The sequence below is a fragment of the Parvimonas micra genome, assembly GCF_021300775.1.
Classification (GTDB): domain Bacteria; phylum Bacillota; class Clostridia; order Tissierellales; family Peptoniphilaceae; genus Parvimonas.
On the sequence record NZ_JAJTJP010000001.1, the window covers coordinates 49,407 to 72,394 of the forward strand.

At 27.7% G+C, this 22,988-nt stretch carries 27 protein-coding genes; 25 read left to right on the plus strand and 2 right to left on the minus strand.

Features of this window, described 5'->3' with window-relative positions:
- Positions 1 to 187 precede the first annotated feature (187 nt).
- From LW893_RS00310 to LW893_RS00330, 5 genes are all read left to right on the plus strand, one after another.
- Complete coding sequence (locus tag LW893_RS00310; RefSeq protein ID WP_233055243.1) at positions 188 to 577, plus strand: bleomycin resistance protein; 390 nt, start codon at positions 188 to 190, stop codon at positions 575 to 577.
- A 128-nt stretch (positions 578 to 705) separates the two neighbouring features.
- Complete coding sequence (locus tag LW893_RS00315; protein ID WP_233055244.1) at positions 706 to 1,470, plus strand: class I SAM-dependent methyltransferase; 765 nt, start codon at positions 706 to 708, stop codon at positions 1,468 to 1,470.
- A gap of 193 nt (positions 1,471 to 1,663) precedes the next feature.
- Positions 1,664 to 1,927: a DUF2087 domain-containing protein gene (locus LW893_RS00320; RefSeq protein WP_233055245.1), complete on the plus strand. Its 264-nt coding sequence runs from the start codon at positions 1,664 to 1,666 to the stop codon at positions 1,925 to 1,927.
- Between the two features lie 16 nt (positions 1,928 to 1,943).
- Positions 1,944 to 2,423: a GNAT family N-acetyltransferase gene (locus LW893_RS00325; protein WP_233055246.1), complete on the plus strand. Its 480-nt coding sequence runs from the start codon at positions 1,944 to 1,946 to the stop codon at positions 2,421 to 2,423.
- A gap of 121 nt (positions 2,424 to 2,544) precedes the next feature.
- Complete coding sequence (locus LW893_RS00330; RefSeq protein WP_233055247.1) at positions 2,545 to 3,684, plus strand: MFS transporter; 1,140 nt, start codon at positions 2,545 to 2,547, stop codon at positions 3,682 to 3,684.
- A gap of 23 nt (positions 3,685 to 3,707) precedes the next feature.
- Here the strand turns inward: LW893_RS00330 and LW893_RS00335 are convergent, their stop codons facing one another.
- Positions 3,708 to 4,622: a TIGR01212 family radical SAM protein gene (locus LW893_RS00335; protein ID WP_233055248.1), complete on the minus strand. Its 915-nt coding sequence runs from the start codon at positions 4,620 to 4,622 to the stop codon at positions 3,708 to 3,710.
- Position 4,623: 1 nt separating this feature from the next.
- Entirely contained in the window at positions 4,624 to 5,682 is a 1,059-nt protein-coding gene (locus LW893_RS00340; protein ID WP_233055249.1) for a rod shape-determining protein, read from the minus strand.
- Positions 5,683 to 5,934: 252 nt separating this feature from the next.
- Here LW893_RS00340 and LW893_RS00345 point away from each other — a divergent pair, with 252 nt between their 5' ends.
- The 20 genes from LW893_RS00345 (at position 5,935) to LW893_RS00440 (ending at position 22,925) form a co-directional block, all read left to right on the plus strand.
- Positions 5,935 to 7,227: an NAD(P)H-dependent oxidoreductase gene (locus tag LW893_RS00345; RefSeq protein WP_233055250.1), complete on the plus strand. Its 1,293-nt coding sequence runs from the start codon at positions 5,935 to 5,937 to the stop codon at positions 7,225 to 7,227.
- Positions 7,228 to 7,235: 8 nt separating this feature from the next.
- Positions 7,236 to 8,252 (plus strand): hypothetical protein, encoded by a 1,017-nt coding sequence (locus LW893_RS00350; RefSeq protein WP_233055251.1) that lies wholly within the window; start codon positions 7,236 to 7,238, stop codon positions 8,250 to 8,252.
- 12 nt (positions 8,253 to 8,264) lie between these two features.
- On the plus strand, positions 8,265 to 8,537 hold the full coding sequence (locus tag LW893_RS00355; RefSeq protein WP_233055252.1) for a DUF3343 domain-containing protein: 273 nt from the start codon (positions 8,265 to 8,267) through the stop codon (positions 8,535 to 8,537).
- Positions 8,530 to 9,360, plus strand: a complete 831-nt coding sequence (locus LW893_RS00360) for a mechanosensitive ion channel family protein (RefSeq protein ID WP_233055253.1) — start codon at positions 8,530 to 8,532, stop codon at positions 9,358 to 9,360. The genes LW893_RS00355 and LW893_RS00360 overlap by 8 nt, the downstream gene beginning before the upstream one ends.
- Positions 9,353 to 9,562: a DUF951 domain-containing protein gene (locus LW893_RS00365; RefSeq protein ID WP_233055254.1), complete on the plus strand. Its 210-nt coding sequence runs from the start codon at positions 9,353 to 9,355 to the stop codon at positions 9,560 to 9,562. Before LW893_RS00360 ends, LW893_RS00365 begins: the two co-directional genes overlap by 8 nt.
- Positions 9,563 to 9,574: 12 nt before the next feature.
- On the plus strand, positions 9,575 to 10,096 hold the full coding sequence (locus tag LW893_RS00370) for a nitroreductase family protein (protein WP_233055255.1): 522 nt from the start codon (positions 9,575 to 9,577) through the stop codon (positions 10,094 to 10,096).
- Positions 10,097 to 10,112: 16 nt separating this feature from the next.
- Positions 10,113 to 10,799: a DNA alkylation repair protein gene (locus LW893_RS00375; protein ID WP_233055256.1), complete on the plus strand. Its 687-nt coding sequence runs from the start codon at positions 10,113 to 10,115 to the stop codon at positions 10,797 to 10,799.
- A 129-nt stretch (positions 10,800 to 10,928) separates the two neighbouring features.
- Positions 10,929 to 11,771, plus strand: coding sequence for an AraC family transcriptional regulator (locus LW893_RS00380; RefSeq protein WP_233055257.1), 843 nt, complete (start codon positions 10,929 to 10,931; stop codon positions 11,769 to 11,771).
- Between the two features lie 98 nt (positions 11,772 to 11,869).
- A protein-coding gene (gene prfB, locus LW893_RS00385) for a peptide chain release factor 2 (RefSeq protein ID WP_233055258.1) occupies positions 11,870 to 12,983 on the plus strand; the annotation gives its coding sequence in 2 pieces (ribosomal slippage) (positions 11,870 to 11,944 and positions 11,946 to 12,983; 1,113 coding nt in all).
- Between the two features lie 99 nt (positions 12,984 to 13,082).
- A complete protein-coding gene (locus LW893_RS00390; RefSeq protein ID WP_233055259.1) occupies positions 13,083 to 13,700 on the plus strand; it encodes a regulatory protein RecX in 618 nt (205 codons plus the stop codon).
- Positions 13,697 to 13,981, plus strand: coding sequence for a GIY-YIG nuclease family protein (locus LW893_RS00395; RefSeq protein WP_313961991.1), 285 nt, complete (start codon positions 13,697 to 13,699; stop codon positions 13,979 to 13,981). The genes LW893_RS00390 and LW893_RS00395 overlap by 4 nt, the downstream gene beginning before the upstream one ends.
- Positions 13,981 to 14,799: a hypothetical protein gene (locus LW893_RS00400; RefSeq protein WP_233055260.1), complete on the plus strand. Its 819-nt coding sequence runs from the start codon at positions 13,981 to 13,983 to the stop codon at positions 14,797 to 14,799. Before LW893_RS00395 ends, LW893_RS00400 begins: the two co-directional genes overlap by 1 nt.
- 9 nt (positions 14,800 to 14,808) lie before the next feature.
- Positions 14,809 to 15,030, plus strand: coding sequence for a YdbC family protein (locus tag LW893_RS00405; protein WP_233055261.1), 222 nt, complete (start codon positions 14,809 to 14,811; stop codon positions 15,028 to 15,030).
- Between the two features lies 1 nt (position 15,031).
- A complete protein-coding gene (locus LW893_RS00410; protein WP_233055262.1) occupies positions 15,032 to 15,820 on the plus strand; it encodes a J domain-containing protein in 789 nt (262 codons plus the stop codon).
- A gap of 77 nt (positions 15,821 to 15,897) precedes the next feature.
- On the plus strand, positions 15,898 to 17,109 hold the full coding sequence (gene pepT, locus LW893_RS00415) for a peptidase T (protein WP_233055263.1): 1,212 nt from the start codon (positions 15,898 to 15,900) through the stop codon (positions 17,107 to 17,109).
- Between the two features lies 1 nt (position 17,110).
- A complete protein-coding gene (gene pepD, locus LW893_RS00420) occupies positions 17,111 to 18,499 on the plus strand; it encodes a beta-Ala-His dipeptidase (RefSeq protein ID WP_233055264.1) in 1,389 nt (462 codons plus the stop codon).
- Between the two features lie 141 nt (positions 18,500 to 18,640).
- Positions 18,641 to 19,339 (plus strand): purine-nucleoside phosphorylase, encoded by a 699-nt coding sequence (deoD, locus tag LW893_RS00425; RefSeq protein ID WP_233055265.1) that lies wholly within the window; start codon positions 18,641 to 18,643, stop codon positions 19,337 to 19,339.
- Positions 19,339 to 19,983: a deoxyribose-phosphate aldolase gene (gene deoC, locus LW893_RS00430; RefSeq protein WP_233055266.1), complete on the plus strand. Its 645-nt coding sequence runs from the start codon at positions 19,339 to 19,341 to the stop codon at positions 19,981 to 19,983. Before deoD ends, deoC begins: the two co-directional genes overlap by 1 nt.
- Positions 19,984 to 20,149: 166 nt before the next feature.
- On the plus strand, positions 20,150 to 21,217 hold the full coding sequence (gene msrB, locus LW893_RS00435; protein ID WP_233055267.1) for a peptide-methionine (R)-S-oxide reductase MsrB: 1,068 nt from the start codon (positions 20,150 to 20,152) through the stop codon (positions 21,215 to 21,217).
- 253 nt (positions 21,218 to 21,470) lie between these two features.
- A complete protein-coding gene (locus LW893_RS00440; RefSeq protein WP_233055268.1) occupies positions 21,471 to 22,925 on the plus strand; it encodes an alanine/glycine:cation symporter family protein in 1,455 nt (484 codons plus the stop codon).
- The last annotated feature ends 63 nt before the right edge of the window (positions 22,926 to 22,988 follow it).

Sequence of the window (22,988 nt, forward strand, 5' to 3'; positions counted from 1 at the left end):
GATGAACTATTTAAGGATAAAATAAGGCAAAAGAAAAAAACTTAAAAATCTTGTACTATTTTATATTGGATTAAAAAATATAGTTAGAAAAATGAATATTCAGCTTGATTGAATGACAATATGTGGGGAAAATGGTATAATAAAATGAATGAAAAATTGGCAAATTAGAATTTTATGAGGAGTTTATATGGAGTTTAATAGTTTGATTCCTGAATTATCAGTTTTTGATATTGTTCAGACTAGAAATTTTTATGAAGAATTAGGATTTAAAATAGAGTACGAACGACCGGAAGAGAAATTTGTTTTTATGTCTTTTCAAGATAGTCAGTTTATGTTTGAACAAATTCATGATGATGGCTGGAATACAGGGGAACTAATCTATCCTTTAGGAAGAGGAATAAATTTTTCAATATCAGTTGATGATATTGAGAAACTATATGAATTAGTGAAAAGCAAACAATTAGAGATTTACAGAGAACTGATTAGAAGTGTATATAGGGTTAACGGAATTGAAGAAATACAAATGGAGTTTCTGATTCAAGATCCTAATGGATATTTATTGAGGTTTACAAACTGATGACTCTTGATTTGAAGGGTAGGTAAACTCAGACTTGTCGCTCTAAAACAATTAAATAAAATGACAAAAAGAAAGTGTGGGTATTCAACTTAAATCGAAATAATATAAAATTATGAGGAGATTATAAGATGAACAATTATATAAAATTAAATGAAGATAGATGGAATAATGTAAAAAATGACTATACTGAGCCATTGACACACGAAGAATTAGAAGAACTTAGAAAAAATCCTATTTCTGTTGCATTAACTGTTGGAAAAAAAGTTCCAAAAGAATGGTTTGAAAAAGCAAACGGAAAAAAGATATTAGGTTTAGCTTGTGGTGGTGGACAGCAGGGACCAGTTTTTGCTATAAAAGGTTATGATGTAACCATAATGGATTTTTCTAAATCACAATTACAAAGAGATGATATGGTTGCTAAAAGAGAAGGCTTAAAAATCAACACAGTTCAAGGCGATATGACAAAACCATTTCCATTTGAAAATGAAACTTTTGATATTATTTTTAATCCGGTTTCAAATGTATATATAGAAGATTTAGAAAACATGTATAAAGAAGCCTCTCGAGTATTGAAAAAGGGTGGACTGTTAATGGTCGGATTTATGAATCCCTGGATATACATGTATGATGCTGACATTGTATGGGACAAACCCGATGAGGAATTACTTTTAAAGTTTTCAATACCTTTTAATTCAAAAGAGCTTGAAGAGGAAGGCAAGATAACCATAAATCCAGAATATGGATATGAATTTAGCCATACCTTAGAAACTCAGATTAGAGGACAACTTAAAAATGGTCTCGCTATGATAGATTTTTATGAATCATGTGACAAAAGAAATAGATTATCACATTATGGAAATGACTATATAGCTACACTCTGCATTAAACTATAATATTATAGAACATACTTCAGGAGAATAGCCCGTTTTATTTTCTGTAAGGATTGAAATCTAAATCTCAGTTTGTTGAAGTAAAACAATTAGTAAATTATTTAAGAGTAATTTTATCAGGAAAAGAAAACTTGCTTTTAGATGAGTTTTTTTTCTACGATTGACAAAAACTATATCAAATATTTGGAGAAAATTTATGGAATTTAATAAAGATAAATGGATAAAAGATGGTAAGATTTTAAATATGCCAAAAAAACAAAAAGATAAATATGAACTTTTTGTTTATTTAGCTTCTATTAGTTTTGATGAAAGAAAATATAAAGAAAAAGAAATTAATGAAATTTTAAAGAAATACTATGCAGATTTTTGCTATTTGAGAAGATCTATGGTTGATTTTAAACTTTTAAAAAGGACTGATGATGGAAGTGAGTATTTCTTTGATAAGTCGGTATTAGATTGAATTTAGTAGGAGAGATATGATAGATATTAGAGAAATTTCAGTTAATGAAACAAATGTGTTTTGGGATAAACATATAAAGTATTTAGTTGAAGATGAAATTGTTACAGATAAGGAAGATATAGAATATTTTTCAAGTAGCGAGTATAGAGATTTTTTAGAAAATAGTATGAATAATGATAAGGATAGACATTATATTGCATATTTTTTTGAAAATGATATAGAAATTGGGGCTGTTCAATTTACGATTTATACCAATGAAGATGGAAAATATTTTGGAGAATGTTTTATACTTGATTTTTGGATATATCCTGAGTTTAGAAATAAATTAAAAGGTTTGGAATGTTTTAAGAAGATAGAAAAATATACAAAGCCACTTGGAGCAACGCATTATGTTTTAAATTCAATGAAAGAAAATTCAATTCGATTTTGGAGAAAACTAGGTTTTAGAGAAAACGGAGTCGATGAATGGGGTATGAAATTGTTTAAATTGTATTAAAGTTTACAATATAATTTATATTTAATATATGATATAATACTTATAATAAATAAAAAGGGGAGATAGAATGTAGAGATTATTAAATTTTTAAGATTAAAATTTAATATATGTGAGGTAAAGGATGAAAAATTTTAGAGATAAACTATTATGCTTAAAAGGTTATTACTTTTTTTCAGCTTTAGTTTTTTATGCTCCTGTAGCTCTTTTTATTAGAACTTCAAGAGGAGTAAGTATATCAGAATTTTTTATTTTACAAGCAATTTTATCCTTTTTTATTTTCATTTTTGAAATACCTTTTGGAATGATTACGGATAAAATAGGTTATAAAAATTCTATCATTATTTCACATTTCTCTATGTTGTTGGCAAGAATTATACTTTTGTTTTCTTTTTGCTTTGAGTTTTTTGTACTTGAATCGATACTTGAGGCAGTTAGTATGGCGTTTGAGTCCGGAACCATGTCAGGTTATGAGTATGAAATCATAGGAGAAGAAAATTTTGCAGAAAAAACTTCTGTGCTTGGAAATTATTCAACTATCGGTTTTATAATTTCTACAATTAGTTTTTATTTTATTAATAACTATTTTGGGCAGAATTTTTTAATAATTTTTACAATTATTTCTACTTTTATTTCTTTTTTATTTACTTTGTTTTTTGAAAAGGAAAATAATGTTGAAAAAGATGAAAATAAATTTAGTTTTAAAAGTATTTTAAATATAAATCTGATTGTATTTATGATATTTAATGGAATAATAAGTATAACTTTTATTTTAATAAATTTCTTTTATGTCGTTATTTTGCAGAATATAAAATTAAGTGAAAATTATATGACTTTTATTATTTTGATGTATTCTGCAGTTGGACTTTCGAGTCCAAGGATTATAAAGATTTTTGGAGAAATTAAACTAAAGAGGAATTTGTTTATATTTTTAAGTGCAAGTTCTATTTTATTTATATCGTTGATTTCAATTAAAAACATTTTTGTAATAATACCAATGTGTTGTTTGCCAATGTTAATAGGTGTTATTGAAACGTATTTTTTAAAAGTGGAAAATCAATATGTTGATAATTTAAACGAGAAAAATCGTGCTACGATTTTGTCTACATTCAGTATGGGGGCAAATTTTGTAGATGTAGGGTTTTTGTTAGTATCTTCAAAATTATCTGAAACAAGTTTAGATTACAGTTTTATTTTTATAAGTATATTACTTTTAATATTTAGTCTATTTTTTATTACGACTAAATTTATAAAAGAAAGTTAATAGAGAAATGTTAAAGGAGCTTTTTATAAAGCTCCTTTATTTTTGTAGTTTATTCCTTGATATGAATTTCTTTGTTTTAGAATTTTACTAATTTCTCCAATTGTTTTAATTTTATCTTTTGACCAAAGGGGAGCAACAAGTTTTTCTTTGTCGCCATCTCCCGTGAGTCTATGAATTATTATATCTTTGTCTAAATTTTCTATTGCCATAATTAAAGCATCTATATATTCATCCCAAGTTATTGCTTTGAAACTGTTTTTTAGATATTCCTCATATAGTTCACAATCGTTCTGAATATAAAGGCTGTGAATTTTAATGCCCCAAGGTTTTTTTGTATTTACATAATCAATAGTATTTTTATAATCTTTTTTCGTTTCATTTGGAAGACCGAAGATTATGTGGAAAATAGTTTTTATATTTAATTTCTTTAATCTTTTCACACAATTTTCAAAAGTTTCCGTACTGTAACCTATATTCATATTATTTCTTGTTTTTTCATTTGAGCTTTGTAGTCCAAGTTCAATCCAGACTTCAATTTTTTCATTCAGTTCTTCAAGTAAATTATAAATTTCTTCATTAAAACAATCAGCTCTTGTAGCTATGGATATCACTTTTACATTTGGAAAATTTATTGCCTCATAGTACATTTTTCTAAGTTCTTCCACTGGTAAAAATGTATTTGTATAACTTTGAAAATAAGCTATATATCCATTGTATTTATCTTTATCTTTTAAAAATTTGATTTGAGCGTTTAACTGTTCGGTAATTGATTTTCTTCTAGTTGTAAATTCTCCACTTCCGCTTTCTGAACAGAATTTACAGCCTTTTTTTCCATTTTTTCTATTTGGACAAGAAAACCCTCCATCAATGGAGAGTTTTAAAAGCCTTGAGCCGAATTTTTCTTTTAGATAAGAACTTAAATCATTATATCTTTGCATATTATCTCTTTCTTAATTGTTCTTTTTGTTCTAATACATGTCGTTTTAATTCGTCTAAATATTCTATTTCATCATTTGAGAAATCAACATTCTTCAAGAATCTTCCTGCACCTTTAATTACCATTAATTCAGGAGTTTCAGGGTTGATTACTTCTAGATTTGTTCTATCTGTTATTAAATCAACTAGACCAGGTATTTGAGATGTACCACCAGTTAAAATTAATCCCTTTTCAGAAATATCTGCAATTAGTTCAGGTGGAGTTTTTTCCAATGTTTCAGTAATTGCATTTAAAATTTTATTTAATGTCATTCCAATTGCATGAGAAATATCTGAATCATTTACAAAAATATGCATTGGAAGACCATTCATAACATTTCTTCCTTTAATTTCATACATTGAGCCATCGTTTGTTGGATATGCTCTTGCAGCTGATAATTTAATAAGTTCAGCAGTATTTTCTCCGATTAACATATTGTATCTTGTACGAATAAAATCTGCAATTGCTTGGTCAATAGAATTTCCACCAATATTTAAACTTTTTGCAATTATGATTTCTCCGTTAGAAATTACTGAAATATCTGTTTTACCTGCTCCTATATCAACTACTAAAGTTCCTGATGGATCATTTACATTTATTCCACAACCTATAGCAGCTGTAATTGTTTGTTCTAAAAGAACAACATTGTTTGCACCTGCAAGTTTAACTGCTTGAGTTATTGCTCTTTTTTGTACTTGGGTCAATTCACTTGCAATACAAACTAATACATTAGGTCTAAAGAAATTTTTTCCTACAGATTTTTTAATAGCTCTTTTAATAATAGCTTCAGTTACGTTAAAATCTACTATATTTCCTGCAACTACTGGTCTTTTAGCAACTACATTTCCAGGAATTCGTCCTAATAATTTTTTTGCAGTTTCTCCATAAGATAATATTTTATTTTTATAAGTATCCATTGTAACAACTGATGGTTCATTTACAACGATACCTTTATTTTCTACGAAAGTTACAACCTTTGATGTACCAAAATCAATGGCTAGAGTTTTTCTAAAATACTTCATAAAATCTCCTAAAAATCTTCTATATATTTTTTTGAAAAAATTACCTTTTAATTTAGTTAAAGGTAATCTTATTGTTTTTAAAATTTAAGTTAAAATTTAGTTTAATTATCATAAACCAAACCATACTACTATAATTTTACACTAAAAATTACATATAGTAAAGGGAAAATTGAATATTAAAAAAATTTGATAAAATTTATGTAGTGTAGTAAAATAAGAATGATAAAATTAATATTAATATGGAGGCCTTTTATGTTTAGAATGAAAAATAAACTTAATAATTTATATAATGCAAATAAAGAAGTTAAGTTTGCTCTTGTTGGAGCCGGGAAAATGGGAAAAGGACTTGTTAATCAGCTTTCAAGAATTAAAGGTCTTACAAGTTCTGTTGTAATAGATGAAAAACCTGAAAAGGCTATGGAAGCTCTTATTTCATCTGGCGTTAGAAAGTCAGATATAACTACAAGTGATAATATAAAAATAATTGAAAATTCTATAAAAAATGGAATGTATGTTGTTTCAGATGATTATTCAATTGCATGTAAATTACCTGATATAAAAGGAGTTGTTGATGCTACAGGAAATCCTCCTTTTGGGGCAATTTTAGCTATGGAAGCTATTGAAAATAGAAAGCATACAATTATGTTAAATGTTGAATGTGATGCCGTAATTGGACCATATTTATACAATTTAGCTAAAAAGAAAAATGTAATATATACAGGTTCTGCAGGAGATGAACCCGGTGCGATTATGGAACTTGCAGATTTCGCATTAGGAGCAGGTTTTAAACTTCTAGCAGTTGGTAAGGGGAAAAATAATCCACTTAATTATTATATAACTGAAGACGATGTTAGAGAAGAGGCACTTTCAAAAGGACTTTATCCAAAAATGCTTGCTGGTTTCATTGATGGAACAAATACTATGATTGAACTTACAAGTGCAGCAAATGCTTTAGGTTTTGTTCCTGATGTAATTGGATGTCATGGTCCAACAACAACAGCAAATGAACTTGGAAAGCTATTTTCATTAAAAGAACAAGGTGGAATTTTAAATAATTATAAGACAGTTGATTTTGCTTTTGGAGTAGCTCCAGGAGTTTATGCAATTGTAACAAGTGATTCTGATGAAGTTCATGATTTAATGAAGTATCTAAAAATGGGAGATGGTCCAAACTATGCGATTTACAGACCTTATCATCTAACAAGTTTAGAAACTCCAATTACAATATATAATGCGATTGTAGAAAAAGAATCAACAATTGTTCCAGCTTGTGGACAAGTTTCAGATACAGTTACAGTTGCTAAAAGAGATTTAAAAGCTGGAGAAATCTTAGAAGGAATTGGTGGAAAGTCAGTTTTTGGAACAATAACAAGTCATGCTGATCAAAAGAATAGAAATCTTTTACCAATTGCTATGATTACTAAAAAAACTAAGTTGAAGGTCGATGTTAAAAAAGATGAGCTTATAACTTTAGATATGGTAGAATTAGATGAAGATCATATAATAACTAAACTTAGAAGAAAACAAGATAAATTAGGCTTATAGGAGAAAAAATGGAGATAATTTCAAAATATAAAAATAAAATAGTAATGGGAATTTCGGCTCTATTAGTATTCTTATTTATTGTTTTTATGAGTATAAAATTTACTGGTAATTCTAATAAAGAAGTATCATTTGATTTTTCAAAACCTTATAACAAAATTGCATTCATTAAGGATGAAATGTATACTTTTGAAAAAGATAAATTTTCTAGATACAATAAGAATGGGAAATTAAAAGTTGAAAAAGAAATTGCTAATAATGGTAAAATCGCAGTATCAAATGATGTTATATATTCTTTAATGAATAATGAAGTAATTATGTATTCTAAAGATTTTGACGAAGTAAAAAAAGTTTCATTAGAAAAAGAAAGTAAGGATATATTTATTGAAAATAATAAATTAATTCTTGTAAATAATGCTAGTTTTAGAATTTTAGATGAAAATTTAACTGAAATTTATGCTAATGATGATGTTCAAAATCCAGGATATGTAAAGTTTTCAAAGAGCAATAACAACTTTGTTTATACTGACTATATTAAAGCTGATAATTCAATAAAATCAAGATTTCATATTTTAAATTCTAAAGATAAGACAACAGTTTGTGACTTTACATTTTTTAATGAATTTATAATAGACTTAGGTTTTATAAACGATTCAGATGATAAACTTTATGTAGTAACAAATGAAAAATTATATATATTTGAAAAAAATATTATTAAAAATCAATACTATATAAATAATTTAAAAAATATAATTTACGACTCAGGAAAAATCTATTTATTCACAAATGATTTAAAAGTTTTTAATTCTAAGGATTTAAAACTTGAAAAAAGTGCTGAAATAGGTGAAGATTATTTGAATTCTTATATATTAGATGGAAATATTTTGTTAGTTAAAAAAACAGGGTATGTATTAATTGGCAAAAGTAACTTAAAAGCTAAAGAATTCCCTGCTGAAGTAACGGATTCAATTAAAGGTGATGATTCAGTTTATTTGATACTTAAAAATGGATATAAAAAAATAAAATAGGAGGAATTTTCTTTGAACGAGAAATATTTATTACTGACTTTTAATTCAGTTAATCATACAATGCAATTAGAAAAAGAACTTAAAAATTTAGAAAAGAAATTTAAAACAATTCCAACACCAAGAGAAGTAAGTCGTTCTTGTGGACTTGCAATCTTACTTGATCCAAGCGAGCTGGAAACTGTTAAATCTTTAAAAGAAGAAGGAAAAAATGTTGACTATCTTTGGTATTTTGAAAAGACACAAGATAGAGGGAATGTTGTAACGGAGATAAATATTAATGAATAATTTTTTTGAAAACTTAATTTACTCTGAATCAATCAGAAGTATTGTTTTAAAATTATTATTATCTTTTGTGGTTTTTATTTTTGCAAAAGTTTTAATCTACTTTTTTGCAAAAGTTTTAAAAAAAGTAGTTAAGACTTATAAGAAAAATGACCACAGCAATATAAAAAAAGTAAATTCAATTGTTTCAATATTGTCAAGTGTATTTAAGTATATAGTTTATTTTTTTGTAATAGTTATAATTTTAGGTATTTTTGGTGTAAATACTTATTCTTTAATAGCTACTGCTGGAGTTGGTGGAATCATAATAGCATTTGGTGTTCAAAGCATTGTAAAAGATTTGTTTAGTGGAGTTTTCATTCTTTTAGATGATCAATATAATGTTGGAGATGATGTTATTATTAATAGTGTTTCTGGTAGTGTTTTAGCTATTAATATGAGAAATACACAGATTCAAGGATATGATGGAAGTGTTAATACAATTTCAAATGGAAGTATTACAACTGTTACTAATTTTAGTAAAGGAAATCAAAGATCTGTTGTTACTTTTTGTTTCCCAGTTGATGTAGATGTTGAAAAGATTAAAAAAATAATTAGTACTTATTCAATAGAGTTTACTGAAAAGAATGATTCTGTTATAAAAGCTCCTGAATTTTTTGGTGTTACAGAGATTCAAAGCTATTATATAAAAATTGCTGTTTCTCTTTGGAGTAAACAGTCAACACAATGGAATAATGAAAAGAATTTAAGAGAAGAATTATATAAAAAATTTAAAGAAGAAAATATTGAATTTTTGAAACTTGAAAAGGGTGATATAATTGTATAAATATCAAATATCGGATATTGTTGTACTAAAAAAAGAGCATCCCTGTGGAACTAACAAATGGCAAATTCTAAGAACAGGAATAGATATAAAATTGAAATGTTTAGGCTGCGACAGGGAAGTTTGGGTTAAAAGAATAGATTTTGAAAAAAGACTTAGAAAAGTTGAAATAGATGGTAAACTTTATAAAGTTGCAAATCTTTAATTGGAGGTAGTTATGGACTTTTTAGAATTAGCAAAAAATAGATATTCTGTAAGGGAGTTTTCAAGCAAGAAAGTTGAGAAAGAAAAAATTTTAAAGATTTTAGAATCAGCTAAAGTTGCTCCTACTGCCAAAAATAAACAACCAATAAAAATTTATTATTGTACTGATGATGAAAAGTTAAAATTATTAAATGAGTCTTCACCATGTGAATATAACTCACAACTTATGTTTGTTATAACATATAATTTAGATGAATGTTGGTATAATAGTCATACTGGAATTCCTAGTGGAATTGTTGTTGCTACAATTGCATCTACACATATGGTGCTAGAAGCAGAAGATTTAGGGCTTGGTTCAGTTTATATTGGGGCATTTAATCCTGAAATTGTTAAGGAAAAATTTGATATTCCTAAGCAAAATCAAATAGCAATGCTTTTATTTATGGGCTATAAGGCTGAAAGTTCAGAACCTTCTGATATGCATGAAACTTTTAAATCAGATGAAGAATTGTTTGAGGAACTAAAAATAAAATAAATTTAAAGGAAAATATATGGATAAAATATTAAAAGATTTATTTTCTTTTCAAGATATCGAATATAAAGACTTTACATCAAAACTTATTCCAACAGTAGATAAAGACTTAATAATTGGAGTTAGAACTCCAATTTTAAGAAATTATGCAAAAAAATTATTTAAAGAGAATGAAAAACAAACTTTTAAATTTTTAAATAATCTACCTCATAAATATTATGAAGAAAATAATTTACATGGCTGTTTGATAGAGCAAATTAAAGATTTTGATTTGGCAATGGAATATACAGAAAAATTTATTTCATTTATCGATAATTGGGCAACTTGTGACTTATTTTCTCCAAAAGTTTTTAAAAAATATCCAAATGAAACATATAGTTATATTTTAGATTGGATAAAAGATGAAAAAACTTATGTTATAAGATATGGGATAGGTCTTTTACTTTCAAATTATTTGGATGAAAATTTTAAAGAAGAACATTTGGAAATTGTTTCAAATATAAGGTCTAAAGAATATTATGTAAATATGATGATTGCTTGGTATTTTGCAACTGCTCTTGCAAAACAACAAAAATATGCTATAAAGTATATTGAAAATAAAAAACTTGATGATTGGACTAATAATAAAGCCATTCAAAAGGCAATTGAGAGTAGAAGAATTACTGATGAACAAAAGGTGTATTTAAGAAGTTTAAAAGTTAAATAGAGAAGTAGAATGAAAAGAGCGAACAGCTCTTTTTCATTTAAATAAAAAATATCCTTTAAAATTTGTACCTACATTATAGGGTAGTACAATCTAAAAAATGTTAAACTATATCTAGAAAGGGGAAATCAAATGAGTATAATAAAATCTTTTAATAGTACGATAGATTATATAGAAACTGTTTTAGAAGATGAAATTGATGAAAAGAAAATAACTCATTTATCTGGATATTCATATGCGATGTTTAGTCGATTGTTTTCTATTTTAACTGAAACAACACTTTCAGAATATTTGAGAGGAAGAAAATTAACAGAGGCTGCGATTGCTTTAAGAGATACGGATGAAAAAGTAATTGACATTGCATTTAGATTTGGATATGAGTCATCAGACTCTTTTGGAACAGCTTTCAAGAATTTTCATGGATTTACTCCTTCTGAAGTAAGAAATGGAAAACCATTCAAATTGGTTTCCAGAATTCAATTAGCTTTAACAGTTAAAGGAGGAAGAAGTATGAATGTTACAATTCAAAAGAAAGGTTCATTTACAGTTGCAGGTTTCAATGAAGAAAATATTAATTCATCATTATGTCCAAAAGTTTGGAATAAATTATATGAAAAATATAGCCAAGCAGAACTTGCAAGTCTAGGAGATGGAGAAAGTGTAGGCATTTGTCATGACGTGGAAAGTCCAAATGTAATAAATTACATGGCAGGATATATTGTTACGGATGTAGATAAAGCAAAAAGTATGGGACTTGATATCATAGAAGTAAAAGAGGCTGAATATGCTATTGTTGAACTAAAAGGAGTAGTTCCTGAATGTATTCACAATGGTTGGAAGTATGTAATGGAAGTGTTTTTCCCGGAACATGGATATGTTCATTCTGGAAGTCCTGACTTTGAATATTACTATGAAGGAGATATGGATAGTAAAGATTATAAAATGGAATTATGGATCCCAATTGTAAAAGCATAATATATTAAAAATAAAAGAGCCAATGGCTCTTTTTTTGACTTGACGAAAATATTTTAATATTATAAAATAAAGTATTATATATTGTTGTTGGGGGAGAGATGGAAAATTTAAGTACAGTAATCGAAAGATTAAAAAAACTGCAACAAAATTTATCAGAAATTGGTGATTCACTTTGACATTTCAAAGTTGAAAAAAAGATATAAAGAGTTAGAAGCTAAAAGTTTTAAAGAAGATTTTTGGAATGATTCAAAAAATGCAAAATCAATTTTAGATGATATGAAGCATTTAAAGTTTAAGATAGAAACATTTAGCTGTCTAAGTCAAAAAATTTTAGACTCAATAGAATTTTTAGAAATTTTATCTGACGAAGAATTTATGGAATATGAAAAAGAAGCGTTAAAAAATATTCAAAACATTGAAAAAGAGTATTTTTCATTGAAGTTGAATACTTTAATGGTTGGAGAATATGACTCAAATAATGCGATTTTAGAAATTCATGCTGGAGCTGGTGGAACAGATGCTCAAGATTGGACAGAAATGTTACAACGTCTTTATACTAGATGGATAAGTAGTAAGGGATTTTCGTTTTCGATTTTGGACTACAATTCTGATACTGAAGGTGGTATAAAGTCTGTTACTTTAAAGGTTGAGGGTGAAAATGCCTATGGATTTTTAAAAGGCGAAAAAGGGGTTCATAGACTTGTTAGAATTTCTCCTTACGATTCTTCAAATAAAAGACATACAAGTTTTGCAAGTGTTGATGTTTTTCCGGAAATAGAAGAAATTACTGATATTGAAATAAATCCTAAAGATTTAAGAATTGATACTTATAGATCTGGAGGAGCTGGAGGACAACATGTTAATAAAACAGACTCTGCTGTAAGAATAACTCATATTCCTACTGGAGTTACAGTTTCTTGTCAATCTGAGAGAAGTCAAATGTTCAATAGAGATACGGCTATGAGACAACTTATAGCAAAACTTTTAATTATAAAACAAGAAGAAAATAGGGAAAAAATTGAGGATATTCAGGGTAAATATTCTCAAATAGCATGGGGCTCACAGATAAGATCTTATGTTTTCCAACCTTATACTCTTGTTAAGGATCATCGTACAGGATATGAAACAGGAAATGTTGAGTCTGTTATTAATGGAAATATTGATGAATTTATAAATCAATATCTATGTGAGTTAGTAAAAAAAAGCAGGTGATTTAATGAAAAGAGAAACGGCTATTAGAATTGTTGCACTTGTATTAGCTTTCATGATGGTAGTTGGAATATTACCAACAATTATAGGATTTTTTAGATAATGCAAGTTACAAATATTAGTTATAGTAAATCTAAAGAAGTTTTTGAAGTAGTTTTTGAAGATGAAACAAAACTTCTTTTGAATTACAATATTTTTGAAAAATACAAAGTTTCAGTTGACATGGATTTTTCAGAAAATGAAATTCAAGAAATGAAGTATTTTTCAGATATTGAAAGAGCAAAGTCAAGAGCTATTAATTATATTTCAGGAAAGTTAAAAACAAAATATGAAGTAAGATTAAAGCTTAAAGAGAAAGATTTTACAGAAGATATTATTGATGAAGTTATAGATATTTTAGAAAAAGAAGAATATCTTAACGATAGACTTTATTGTGAAGTTTTTATTGAAGATAAAAAACAATTAAATGGTTATGGAAAAAATAAAATAAAATCTTTATTGATACAAAAAGGTGTTTCAAAAAGCGTGTTTGAAGACTTTTTAGATGAGTTTGAATATGAAGAAGAATTTGACAATGCACTAAAAATGGGTATAAAAAAACTGAACCTATTGTCTAATGAAGAAGATGTTTTTAAGAAAAAACAGAAGTTAATAAACTATTTAGCTTATAGAGGTTTTAGTTTTGATGTTATAAATGATGTTTTAAGGGAAATTTTATGATGACTTTTGTATATATGTTAGAGTGTAATGATGGAACTTTTTATACTGGTTATACAACTGATTTAAAAGCTAGAATTGAAAAGCATAACTCAGGTTGTGGAGCAAAGTATACAAGAGGAAGAACTCCCGTAAAATTACTTTATTTTGAAGTTTATGAAACAAAGTCTGAGGCGCTTAAAAGAGAAATAAAGATTAAGAAGATGACTAGGTTAAAAAAGGAAAAATTGGTATTAAATTTTGATAAAAGCAAATTTTCTACTTATATGGAAGGTGATGTCTAATGATTAATAAAAACTTATATGAAAAATATAATGATTTAAGAGAAAATTTAGCGGAATTATTACTTTTAAAAGAAGACATTATTTCAATTAGAAATGACTTAGTTTTAGAAGATGAGGAAAAGTTTAAGCTTTTATATAAAAAGAATATGGAAAGCCTTGTAAAAATTCAAAAATCTCTTGAAAGAGATGTAATGAATCTTTTTAGGGCAGGAGAGATATTAAAAACTCTTGAATTTTCAGATAATTTCGTAGATGTAAGTCAAGTCTACACAATTATCGATTCAGAAAATAGAAATAGTAAAAAATTTAACTCAAATGAAGTTAAAAATTTTGTTGGACTATTTGATGAACTAGATTATGAGGAAAACAAGGGTTGTGATGATGTATTCAAGGCAATTGCAAAGGAAATTTCTCCTCAAGCAAATAATAAAAATTGGAATAAAGAACTTTGGAAAAAGACGCTAAAAGCAAAAGCTGATGATAGCAAAAGAACAATGAATAAAATATTTAAAACAATTGAGGAAGAAAAATTGACTACAAATCCTTTGGATTTTGATATTGATGAGTACTCAGAAAATATTCGTACTTTGGAAAAAAATTTGGAATTCCTTCAAAGAGAAGTTAGAAACTTAGGAGAGTCATGTAAGGATACTCTTGATGAAGAAAAGGTTAAAAGAATGGAAAAATTGTTGAAAAATGTAGAAGAAAAAAAATCTGAAATTAATCATTCAATTGAAATTTTAACAAAAATTAGAAATGGACTAATGGATGGATTTATGGCATCTTTACCAACGAATAAAAATGGAATTTTAAATTAGGAGGAAAAAATGGAACTAAAATATGAAATTGCAGAGGAATTAGGGGTTCTTTCTGAAAATGAAAAAGGATGGAGAAAAGAATTAAACTTAGTTAGTTGGAATGAAAGAGAACCTAAGTATGATATTAGAGATTGGAATCCTAATCATGATAGAATGTCAAAGGGTATAACTCTAACTAAGGAAGAAGCAGAAGCTCTTTATGAAATATTAAAAGAAGAATTTGGAGAATAATGTGAAAAAACTTTTTGGAAAATTTATTTTAGGACTTTCTAAGGTGTTAAATAAGATTTTTGGTGCAACCATAAATGGTTTATCCTATATTGTAAATTTATTGAGTAATATAGCAGTTCTCTTAGTGTTAGCCGGTGTGGTACTTCTTGCTTTAAGTTCATTTTTGCTTCCGGTTATAATAACAATTTTATTGTTTCATCCTGCTTTTTGGATTATTATATTTGTATTTTTTATTGTTCCATTTCTTGGAAAGAAATTTATTTCATTTCTTAGATATTTTAACTATTCATTATGTGAGTATTTAAATGATTATGGTAATTTTTTAATTGGTAATAACAGTGGTTTCTCATCTTTTAAAGAATATAAAAGAAAATATGAAGATGCACAAGAAGAACAACGTCAAAGAGAACGTGAAGAAAGACAAAGAAGAGAACAAGAAGAATGGGAAAGAAGATTTAATGCTTTCAACGAATATTTTTCAAGTCAAGGAAGCTACTATGGAAATTATAATGGAAATTATAATGGCTACTATCAAAATACAGGTGGTGCAAGTTATGACCCATATAGTGACTTTAAAAATAAATTTGAAAATGCTTGTAAAGTGTTAGAATTTGATTCTTATGATATTGATTTTTATCAAGTTAAGTTACAATATAGAAAACTTGCAAAAAAATATCATCCTGATTTAAATAGAGATACAGATACAACAGAAAAATTTCAAGAAATTAATTCAGCTTTTGAATTTTTAACTGAAGAAAATATTAGAAGATATAATCAAATGAAAAGATAGTGAAAGATAATCACTATCTTTTTTAAATTGTAAAAATGTGGTAAAATAAATATATAATATATTATTTGGAGGTAGTTATGAATATAGTAGATCGTTTTGTGGAATATGCAAAAATAGACACTCAATCAAATCCTAAGTCTGAAACTGTTCCTTCAACAGAAAAGCAAAAGAATTTAGGAAATTTACTTGTAAAACAATTAAAAGAAATGGGAATTGAAAATGCTCATATTGATGAAAAAGGTTATGTTTATGCGCATTTAAAATCAAATGTAGATAGAGATTTAAAGAAAGTTGGTTTTATTGCACATATGGATACTGCAACAGAACTTACTGGAGCAAATGTAAATCCACAATTTGTTGATTACAAAGGTGGAGATATTAAATTAAATGATGAAGTAACAATGTCTGTAAAGGAATTTCCTTGTTTAAATGAAGTTGTAGGAGAAAGACTTATTACAACTGATGGAAATACTTTATTAGGTGCAGATGACAAATCAGGTATTGCAATAATAATGGATGCAATTCAAAATATAATTTCAAACAATTTACCTCATGGAGATATTTCAATTGGGTTTACTCCTGATGAAGAAATTGGACGTGGAGCGGATCATTTTGATGTTGCAAAATTTGGAGCTGATTTTGCTTATACTATTGATGGTGGAGCAATTGGAGAACTTGAATATGAAAGTTTCAATGCTTGCAGTGCTATTGTAGATATTAAAGGAAAAAATGTTCATCCAGGATCTGCAAAAGATATAATGAGAAATTCACTAATAGTTGCTCATAATCTTTTATCAATGTTACCTGCAAATGAAAGACCTGAACATACTGAAGGCTATGATGGATTTTATCATTTGTTAGAAATGAACGGAGATACTGAAAATACTCATATGGAATTTATCATAAGAGATTTTGATAGAGAAAAATTTGAATACAAAAAAGAATATATGAAAAAGGTAGTTGAAGTTTTAAATTTCAAATATGATAATTCAATTAAATTAGAACTTGAAGATTCATATTACAATATGAGAGAAAAATTAGAAGATAGAAAAGATATTATTGATCTTGCATATAATTCAATGGTTGAAGTTGGTATTACTCCAAAAGTTAAGGCTATTAGAGGAGGTACTGACGGTTCAAGACTTTCTTTCATGGGACTACCTTGTCCAAATATTTTTGCTGGTGGATTTAACTTCCACGGTAGATATGAATTTGTACCGGTTTCATATATGGAAAAAGGTTCAGAATTACTTGTAAAAATCGTTGAAAATATCGTAAAAGGAGAATAATATGAATTTAAAACCTGAAAGAGTTTTTCACTATTTTAGAGAAATATCAGATATTCCTCATGAATCACATAATGAAAAAGCAATATCTGATTATATCTATAATTTTGGGAAAAAATTAGGACTTGAAACTAAACAAGATGACTTACTAAATGTTTATATAAGAAAACCTGCAACAAAGGGCTATGAAAATAAGCCTGGAATTATCTTACAAGGCCATATGGATATGGTTTGCGAAAAAGCTACAAGCTCAAATCATAATTTTGCAACTGATAAAATTGAGTGGGTTATAAAAGATGATTTGATTTTTGCTAATGACACTACACTTGGAGCTGATGACGGAATTGCAGTTGCTATGGCAATGGCTATTTTGGAAGATGAAAATTTAGTTCATCCAGAACTTGAAGTTATTATAACAGTTGCTGAAGAAACTACAATGGGAGGAGCTTTAGGACTTGAAAAAGGTCTATTAAAGGGAAAATATTTATTTAATATAGACTCTGAAGAAGAAGGAATTTTAACATTAGGTTCAGCAGGAGGAACTCTTTTTAAAACAAATCTAGAATTAAAATTTGAAAATAGAGAAGTAGAACTTGTTAAACTTCATTTCGATGGATATTTCGGAGGACATTCTGGAATGGAAATTGGAAAAAATAGAAGAAATATGATTAAGACAATCGCTGAATTCATTAAAGAAAGTGGACTTTCAATAGCTAGTGTTGACTGTGGAAATAAAGATAATGCAATCCCTAGAGTTGGAGAATTGGTAATCGAAAATTCTTCTAGTTTAGATGAATTAATTGCCAAATTTACTGAAAAATATAATGGTGAAGAACAACTTACAATTGATAAAAAAGAGATTTTCAAAGGAAAAGTTTTAACAAATGCACTAAAAGATGTATTAGTTGAAGTTTTAGAAGCTTTACCAACAGGCGTAAATACACAAGATGAAACAGGTATTATAAGTTCTTCAAATCTTGCAATAGTTCAAACTACAGAAAATGAAATTTTAATTCGTGATTCTATACGTTCAGCTTCTATTAGTATTTTAGAAGAAATGAAAAATTCTTTTGCAAAAATCGCTGAAAAATTCTGTTTAAATTATGAATTTGCTGGAGGTTATCCATCTTGGGAAAAGAAAGAAAACTCAAGTTTGCAAAAATATGCAAATAAAGTTTATAAAGATTTAACAGGTAAAGAATTCGAAAATATTATTATACATGCTGGCTTAGAATGTGGAGCAATTTACGAAAAATATCCAAATCTTGAATTAATTTCATTCGGACCAGATATTAGAGGAGCTCATACTCCAAAAGAAAATATTTCAATTTCATCAACTGAAAGAGTTTATGACTTTACTTTAAAATTGATAGAAGAAATTGCTAAAAACTAATTTAAAAATCAGTTAACTTAAGTTAACTGATTTTTTTTATAAATAAATAAGTTTTAAAAATTCAATTTTCTAGAATTATTGAAAAAATAGAGTTTTTATGTTAAGATTATTATATATAATGAAAATTTAGGAGGTATTTTTATGACACCACATAATAGAGCAATAAAAGGAGAAATTGCAGAAACTGTCTTAATGCCAGGAGATCCTTTAAGAGCTAAATTTATTGCAGAAAACTTTTTAGAAGATGTTACTCAATTTAATGATGTAAGAGGAATGTTAGGATATACAGGTACTTATAAGGGTAAAAAAGTTTCAGTTATGGGAAGTGGAATGGGTGTTCCATCAATTGGAATTTATTCTTATGAATTAATTCATTTCTATGGAGTTAAAAATCTAATTAGAATTGGATCTTGTGGAGCATATAGTGATAAATTAAAACTTTATGATGTAGTTGTAGGAATGGCTTCATCAACAGATTCTAATTTTGCTCATCAATATAAATTAGATGGAACTTATTCAGCGAACTGTTCATGGGAACTTTTAAGAAAAACTTACGAAGCATCAAAAGACTTAAATATAGATATCAATGTTGGTAATATATTCTGTTCTGATATTTTCTATAATGCTGCTCCAGAAGTTTGGAAAAACTGGGAAAAATTAGGAGTTCTTGCAGTTGATATGGAAAGTTATGCTCTTTACTGTAATGCAAATTATGCAGGAGTTAATGCTATTACTATATTAACTGTGTCAGATTCATTCCATTTCAAAGAAATCACAACTCCAGAAGAAAGACAAAATAGTTTTACAACAATGATGAAATTAGCATTGGAGATAGCATAATGGAATTAAATAGGTATATGGATCATACTGCTTTAAAAGCAGATACCACTTACGAAATGATAGATAAGCTTTGTGAAGAAGCTAAAAAATATAATTTCTTTTCAGTTTGTGTTAATGGCTGTCATGTAAAAAGATGTGCTGAAAATCTAAAAGGTTCAAATACTAAAGTTTGTACTGTTGTAGGTTTCCCTTTAGGAGCAATGACAACTGAAAGTAAAGTGTTTGAAGCTGAAAATGCGATTAAGAATGATGCAACTGAAATTGATATGGTAATCAATATTGGTGCATTAAAATCAAATGATTTAGATTTTGTATATAATGATATTAAAGCGCTTGTAGATGTTACAAGAAATAAGGCGTTACTAAAAGTTATTTTAGAGACTTGTCTATTAACTGATGAAGAAATTATAAAAGTTTCAGAACTTTGTGTTAAAGCAGGGGCTGAATTTGTAAAGACTTCAACAGGATTTAGCACTTCAGGAGCTAATGAACATGTAGTAGCACTTATGAAAAAAACAGTTGGAGAGGATGCAAAAGTTAAAGCTAGTGGTGGAATCAGGGATAAGGCAACTGCTTTAAAAATGATTGAACTAGGTGCAGACAGACTGGGAGTAAGTGCAAGTGTACAAATAATTACTGAATAATTGGAAGTTGTAAAACAACTTCCTTTTTTATTTTGAGTAAAGAAGATTTTAGGGTATTCACTTTAAAAAAAGTGTGGATGAAGGAATACTTATTATTTTTAAATAAATTTGATTATCGTTTTCTTTTATAGGGTATATCTTTTATAAGAATTAAGGAGATGATTTTATGAAAAAAATTTTAATACCTTTAATTATTTGTGTATTAATATTTGGATTTATTATAACATATAAAGGAAATGCTAAAAAAGGAGATAATACTATGGAAAAACCAAAAGTTGATTTAAGTTCAATTAAAAATAAAGGAGAAATATATTTAGCAGGAGGTTGTTTCTGGGGTGTTGAGGGATATTATTCAAAAATTGAAGGAATATTAGACACAACAGTAGGATATGCCAATGGGAATGGAACAGATACAAATTATAAAAAAATTAAAAGTACAGATCATTCTGAAACTGTCCATATTGTTTATGATAAGGATATAATCTCCCTTGAAGAAATTCTACAACATTATTTTAGAATAATAGAACCTACAAGCGTTAATAGACAAGGTAATGATATTGGTAGACAATATAGAACGGGAATATATTTTGTTGACGAAAACGACAAGAGTATTATAGAAAAATTTATTGACAGTCAAAGAGCAAATTATGATAAATCTATAACGGTAGAAGTAGAAAATTTAAAAAACTTTGTTGTTGCAGAAGAATATCATCAAGATTATTTAAAGAAAAATCCAAATGGATATTGTCATATTGATTTAGATCTTGCTGATAAACCACTTGAAAGGGTAGATGGTAAATATAAAAAGCCATGTAACGAAGAATTAAAAAATAAACTAACTGAATTGCAATATAATGTAACTCAAAATTCTGCTACAGAAAGACCTTATACAAGTGAATACGATAAGTTTAATGAAAAAGGAATATATGTAGATATTGTTACAGGAGAACCACTTTTCTCATCTAAAGATAAATATGATGCAGGTTGTGGATGGCCAAGTTTTACAAAGCCAATTGATGAAAATATAAATTATAAAAGAGATACTAGTCATGGCATGGAAAGAATAGAAGTAAAAAGTAAAGGTGGAGATTCCCACTTGGGTCATGTATTTGATGATGGTCCTAAAGATAAAGGTGGAAAGAGATATTGTATCAATGGCGCTTCATTAAGATTTATTCCATTAGAAGATATGGAAAAAGAAGGATATGGAAAATATATTGATAAAGTTAAATAAAAGTAATTTCAAAATTTAATTAGGAAAAGGTATATAATTAAAAAAATATGATTATATACCTTTTTTATTTTTTTGTACAATTTCACCTATAAATATTTGTAAAATACAGAGATTTAAGTTTTTAGCATATACAAAGTGATATATAGATAAATAAAAAATTAATAAAAAAATAAAAAAGTTTTCCTAAAAATATATTGACTTATATTTCAATAAAGTGTATAATACAAGTAATAAATTTTATAGGAGGTATTATATGAACTTATTATCTAATTTTGTATTACTAAGCGGTTCAAATTTTGTTGAAACTATCAACAAAATAAACGATTTTATCGCTGGTAAGATTTTGGTAACAGGTTTGTTATTTGCGGGATTATTCCTTTCATTTATTTTGGGCTTCCCACAAATTACAAAAATGGGAAGAGCATTCAAACTAGTTTTTGGAGGACTTTTCAAAAAACAAGAAGGACCTAAAGAAGAAGGTTCTATGTCATCATTCCAAGCATTAGCTACAGCAGTAGCTGCTCAAGTTGGAACAGGTAACGTTGCAGGGGTTGCAACTGCTATTACTGCAGGTGGACCTGGAGCTGTTTTCTGGATGTGGGTATCAGCATTCTTTGGAATGGGAACAATTTTCGTAGAAGCAGTTTTAGCTCAAAAATACAGATCTAAAATTGATGGAGAATATGTTGGTGGACCTGCTTACTACATATCAAAAGGTCTTAAGAAAACAGGTGGATTTGCTAAAGTTTTAGCTGGATTTTTCTCAATCGCTATCGTATTAGCTTTAGGATTCATGGGAAATGCTGTTCAATCAAACTCAATAGCATCAGGTATTCAAGGTATTAAAGGACTTGAAAATATTAACCCAGCAATTGTTGGTGTTGTTATTGCTATCCTTGCTGCTTTAATCTTCGTTGGTGGTATGGACAGAATTGCAAAATTCGCAGAATTAGTTGTTCCTGTAATGGCAGCTGTTTATATCTTAGGAAGCTTAGTAATCTTAGTATTATATGCTAGTCATGTTGGACCTACATTTGCTTGGATTTTCAAGAGTGCATTTAATGGAACTGCAGTAGCTGGTGGTATCGCTGGGGCAGCAGTTAAAGTTGCTGTTCAAAAAGGTGTTGCTAGAGGATTATTCTCTAACGAAGCTGGTATGGGTTCTACACCACATGCTCACGCTGTAGCACATGTTAAACACCCTGCTGAACAAGGTTTAACAGCTATTATCGGTGTATTCATTGATACTGTTTTAGTATGTTCTGCAACTGCACTTGCAATCTTAGTAACAGGTGCTTATGATGTTAAAGGTGCTGATGGAAAATTCTTAGCAGGTGCTCAATTAACTCAACAAGCATTTAGATCTGCATTTGGTTCAGGCGGAGCTATTTTCTTAGCAATATGTCTATCATTCTTCGCATTTACAACTATCGTTGGTTGGTACTATTTCGGAGAAGCAAACATCAAATATCTATTTGGTAAAGCTGGTCTATTACCATATAGAGCAATAGTTCTTATCTGTATCGTAGCTGGTTCTCTTGGAGAAGTTGCTATCGTTTGGTCATTAGCAGATATCTTCAATACTTTAATGGTAATACCAAACTTAATTGCTATCCTTTGGTTATCATTTGAAGCTAGAGCTATTATGAAAGATTACAATAAGTGCTTATTAAATAATGATGTTCATTATGATTATGAAGTAAAATAATTTATTAAAAATTAAGGAGAGATTAAATCTCTCCTTTTTTATGCTTAAATTTAATATTTTTGT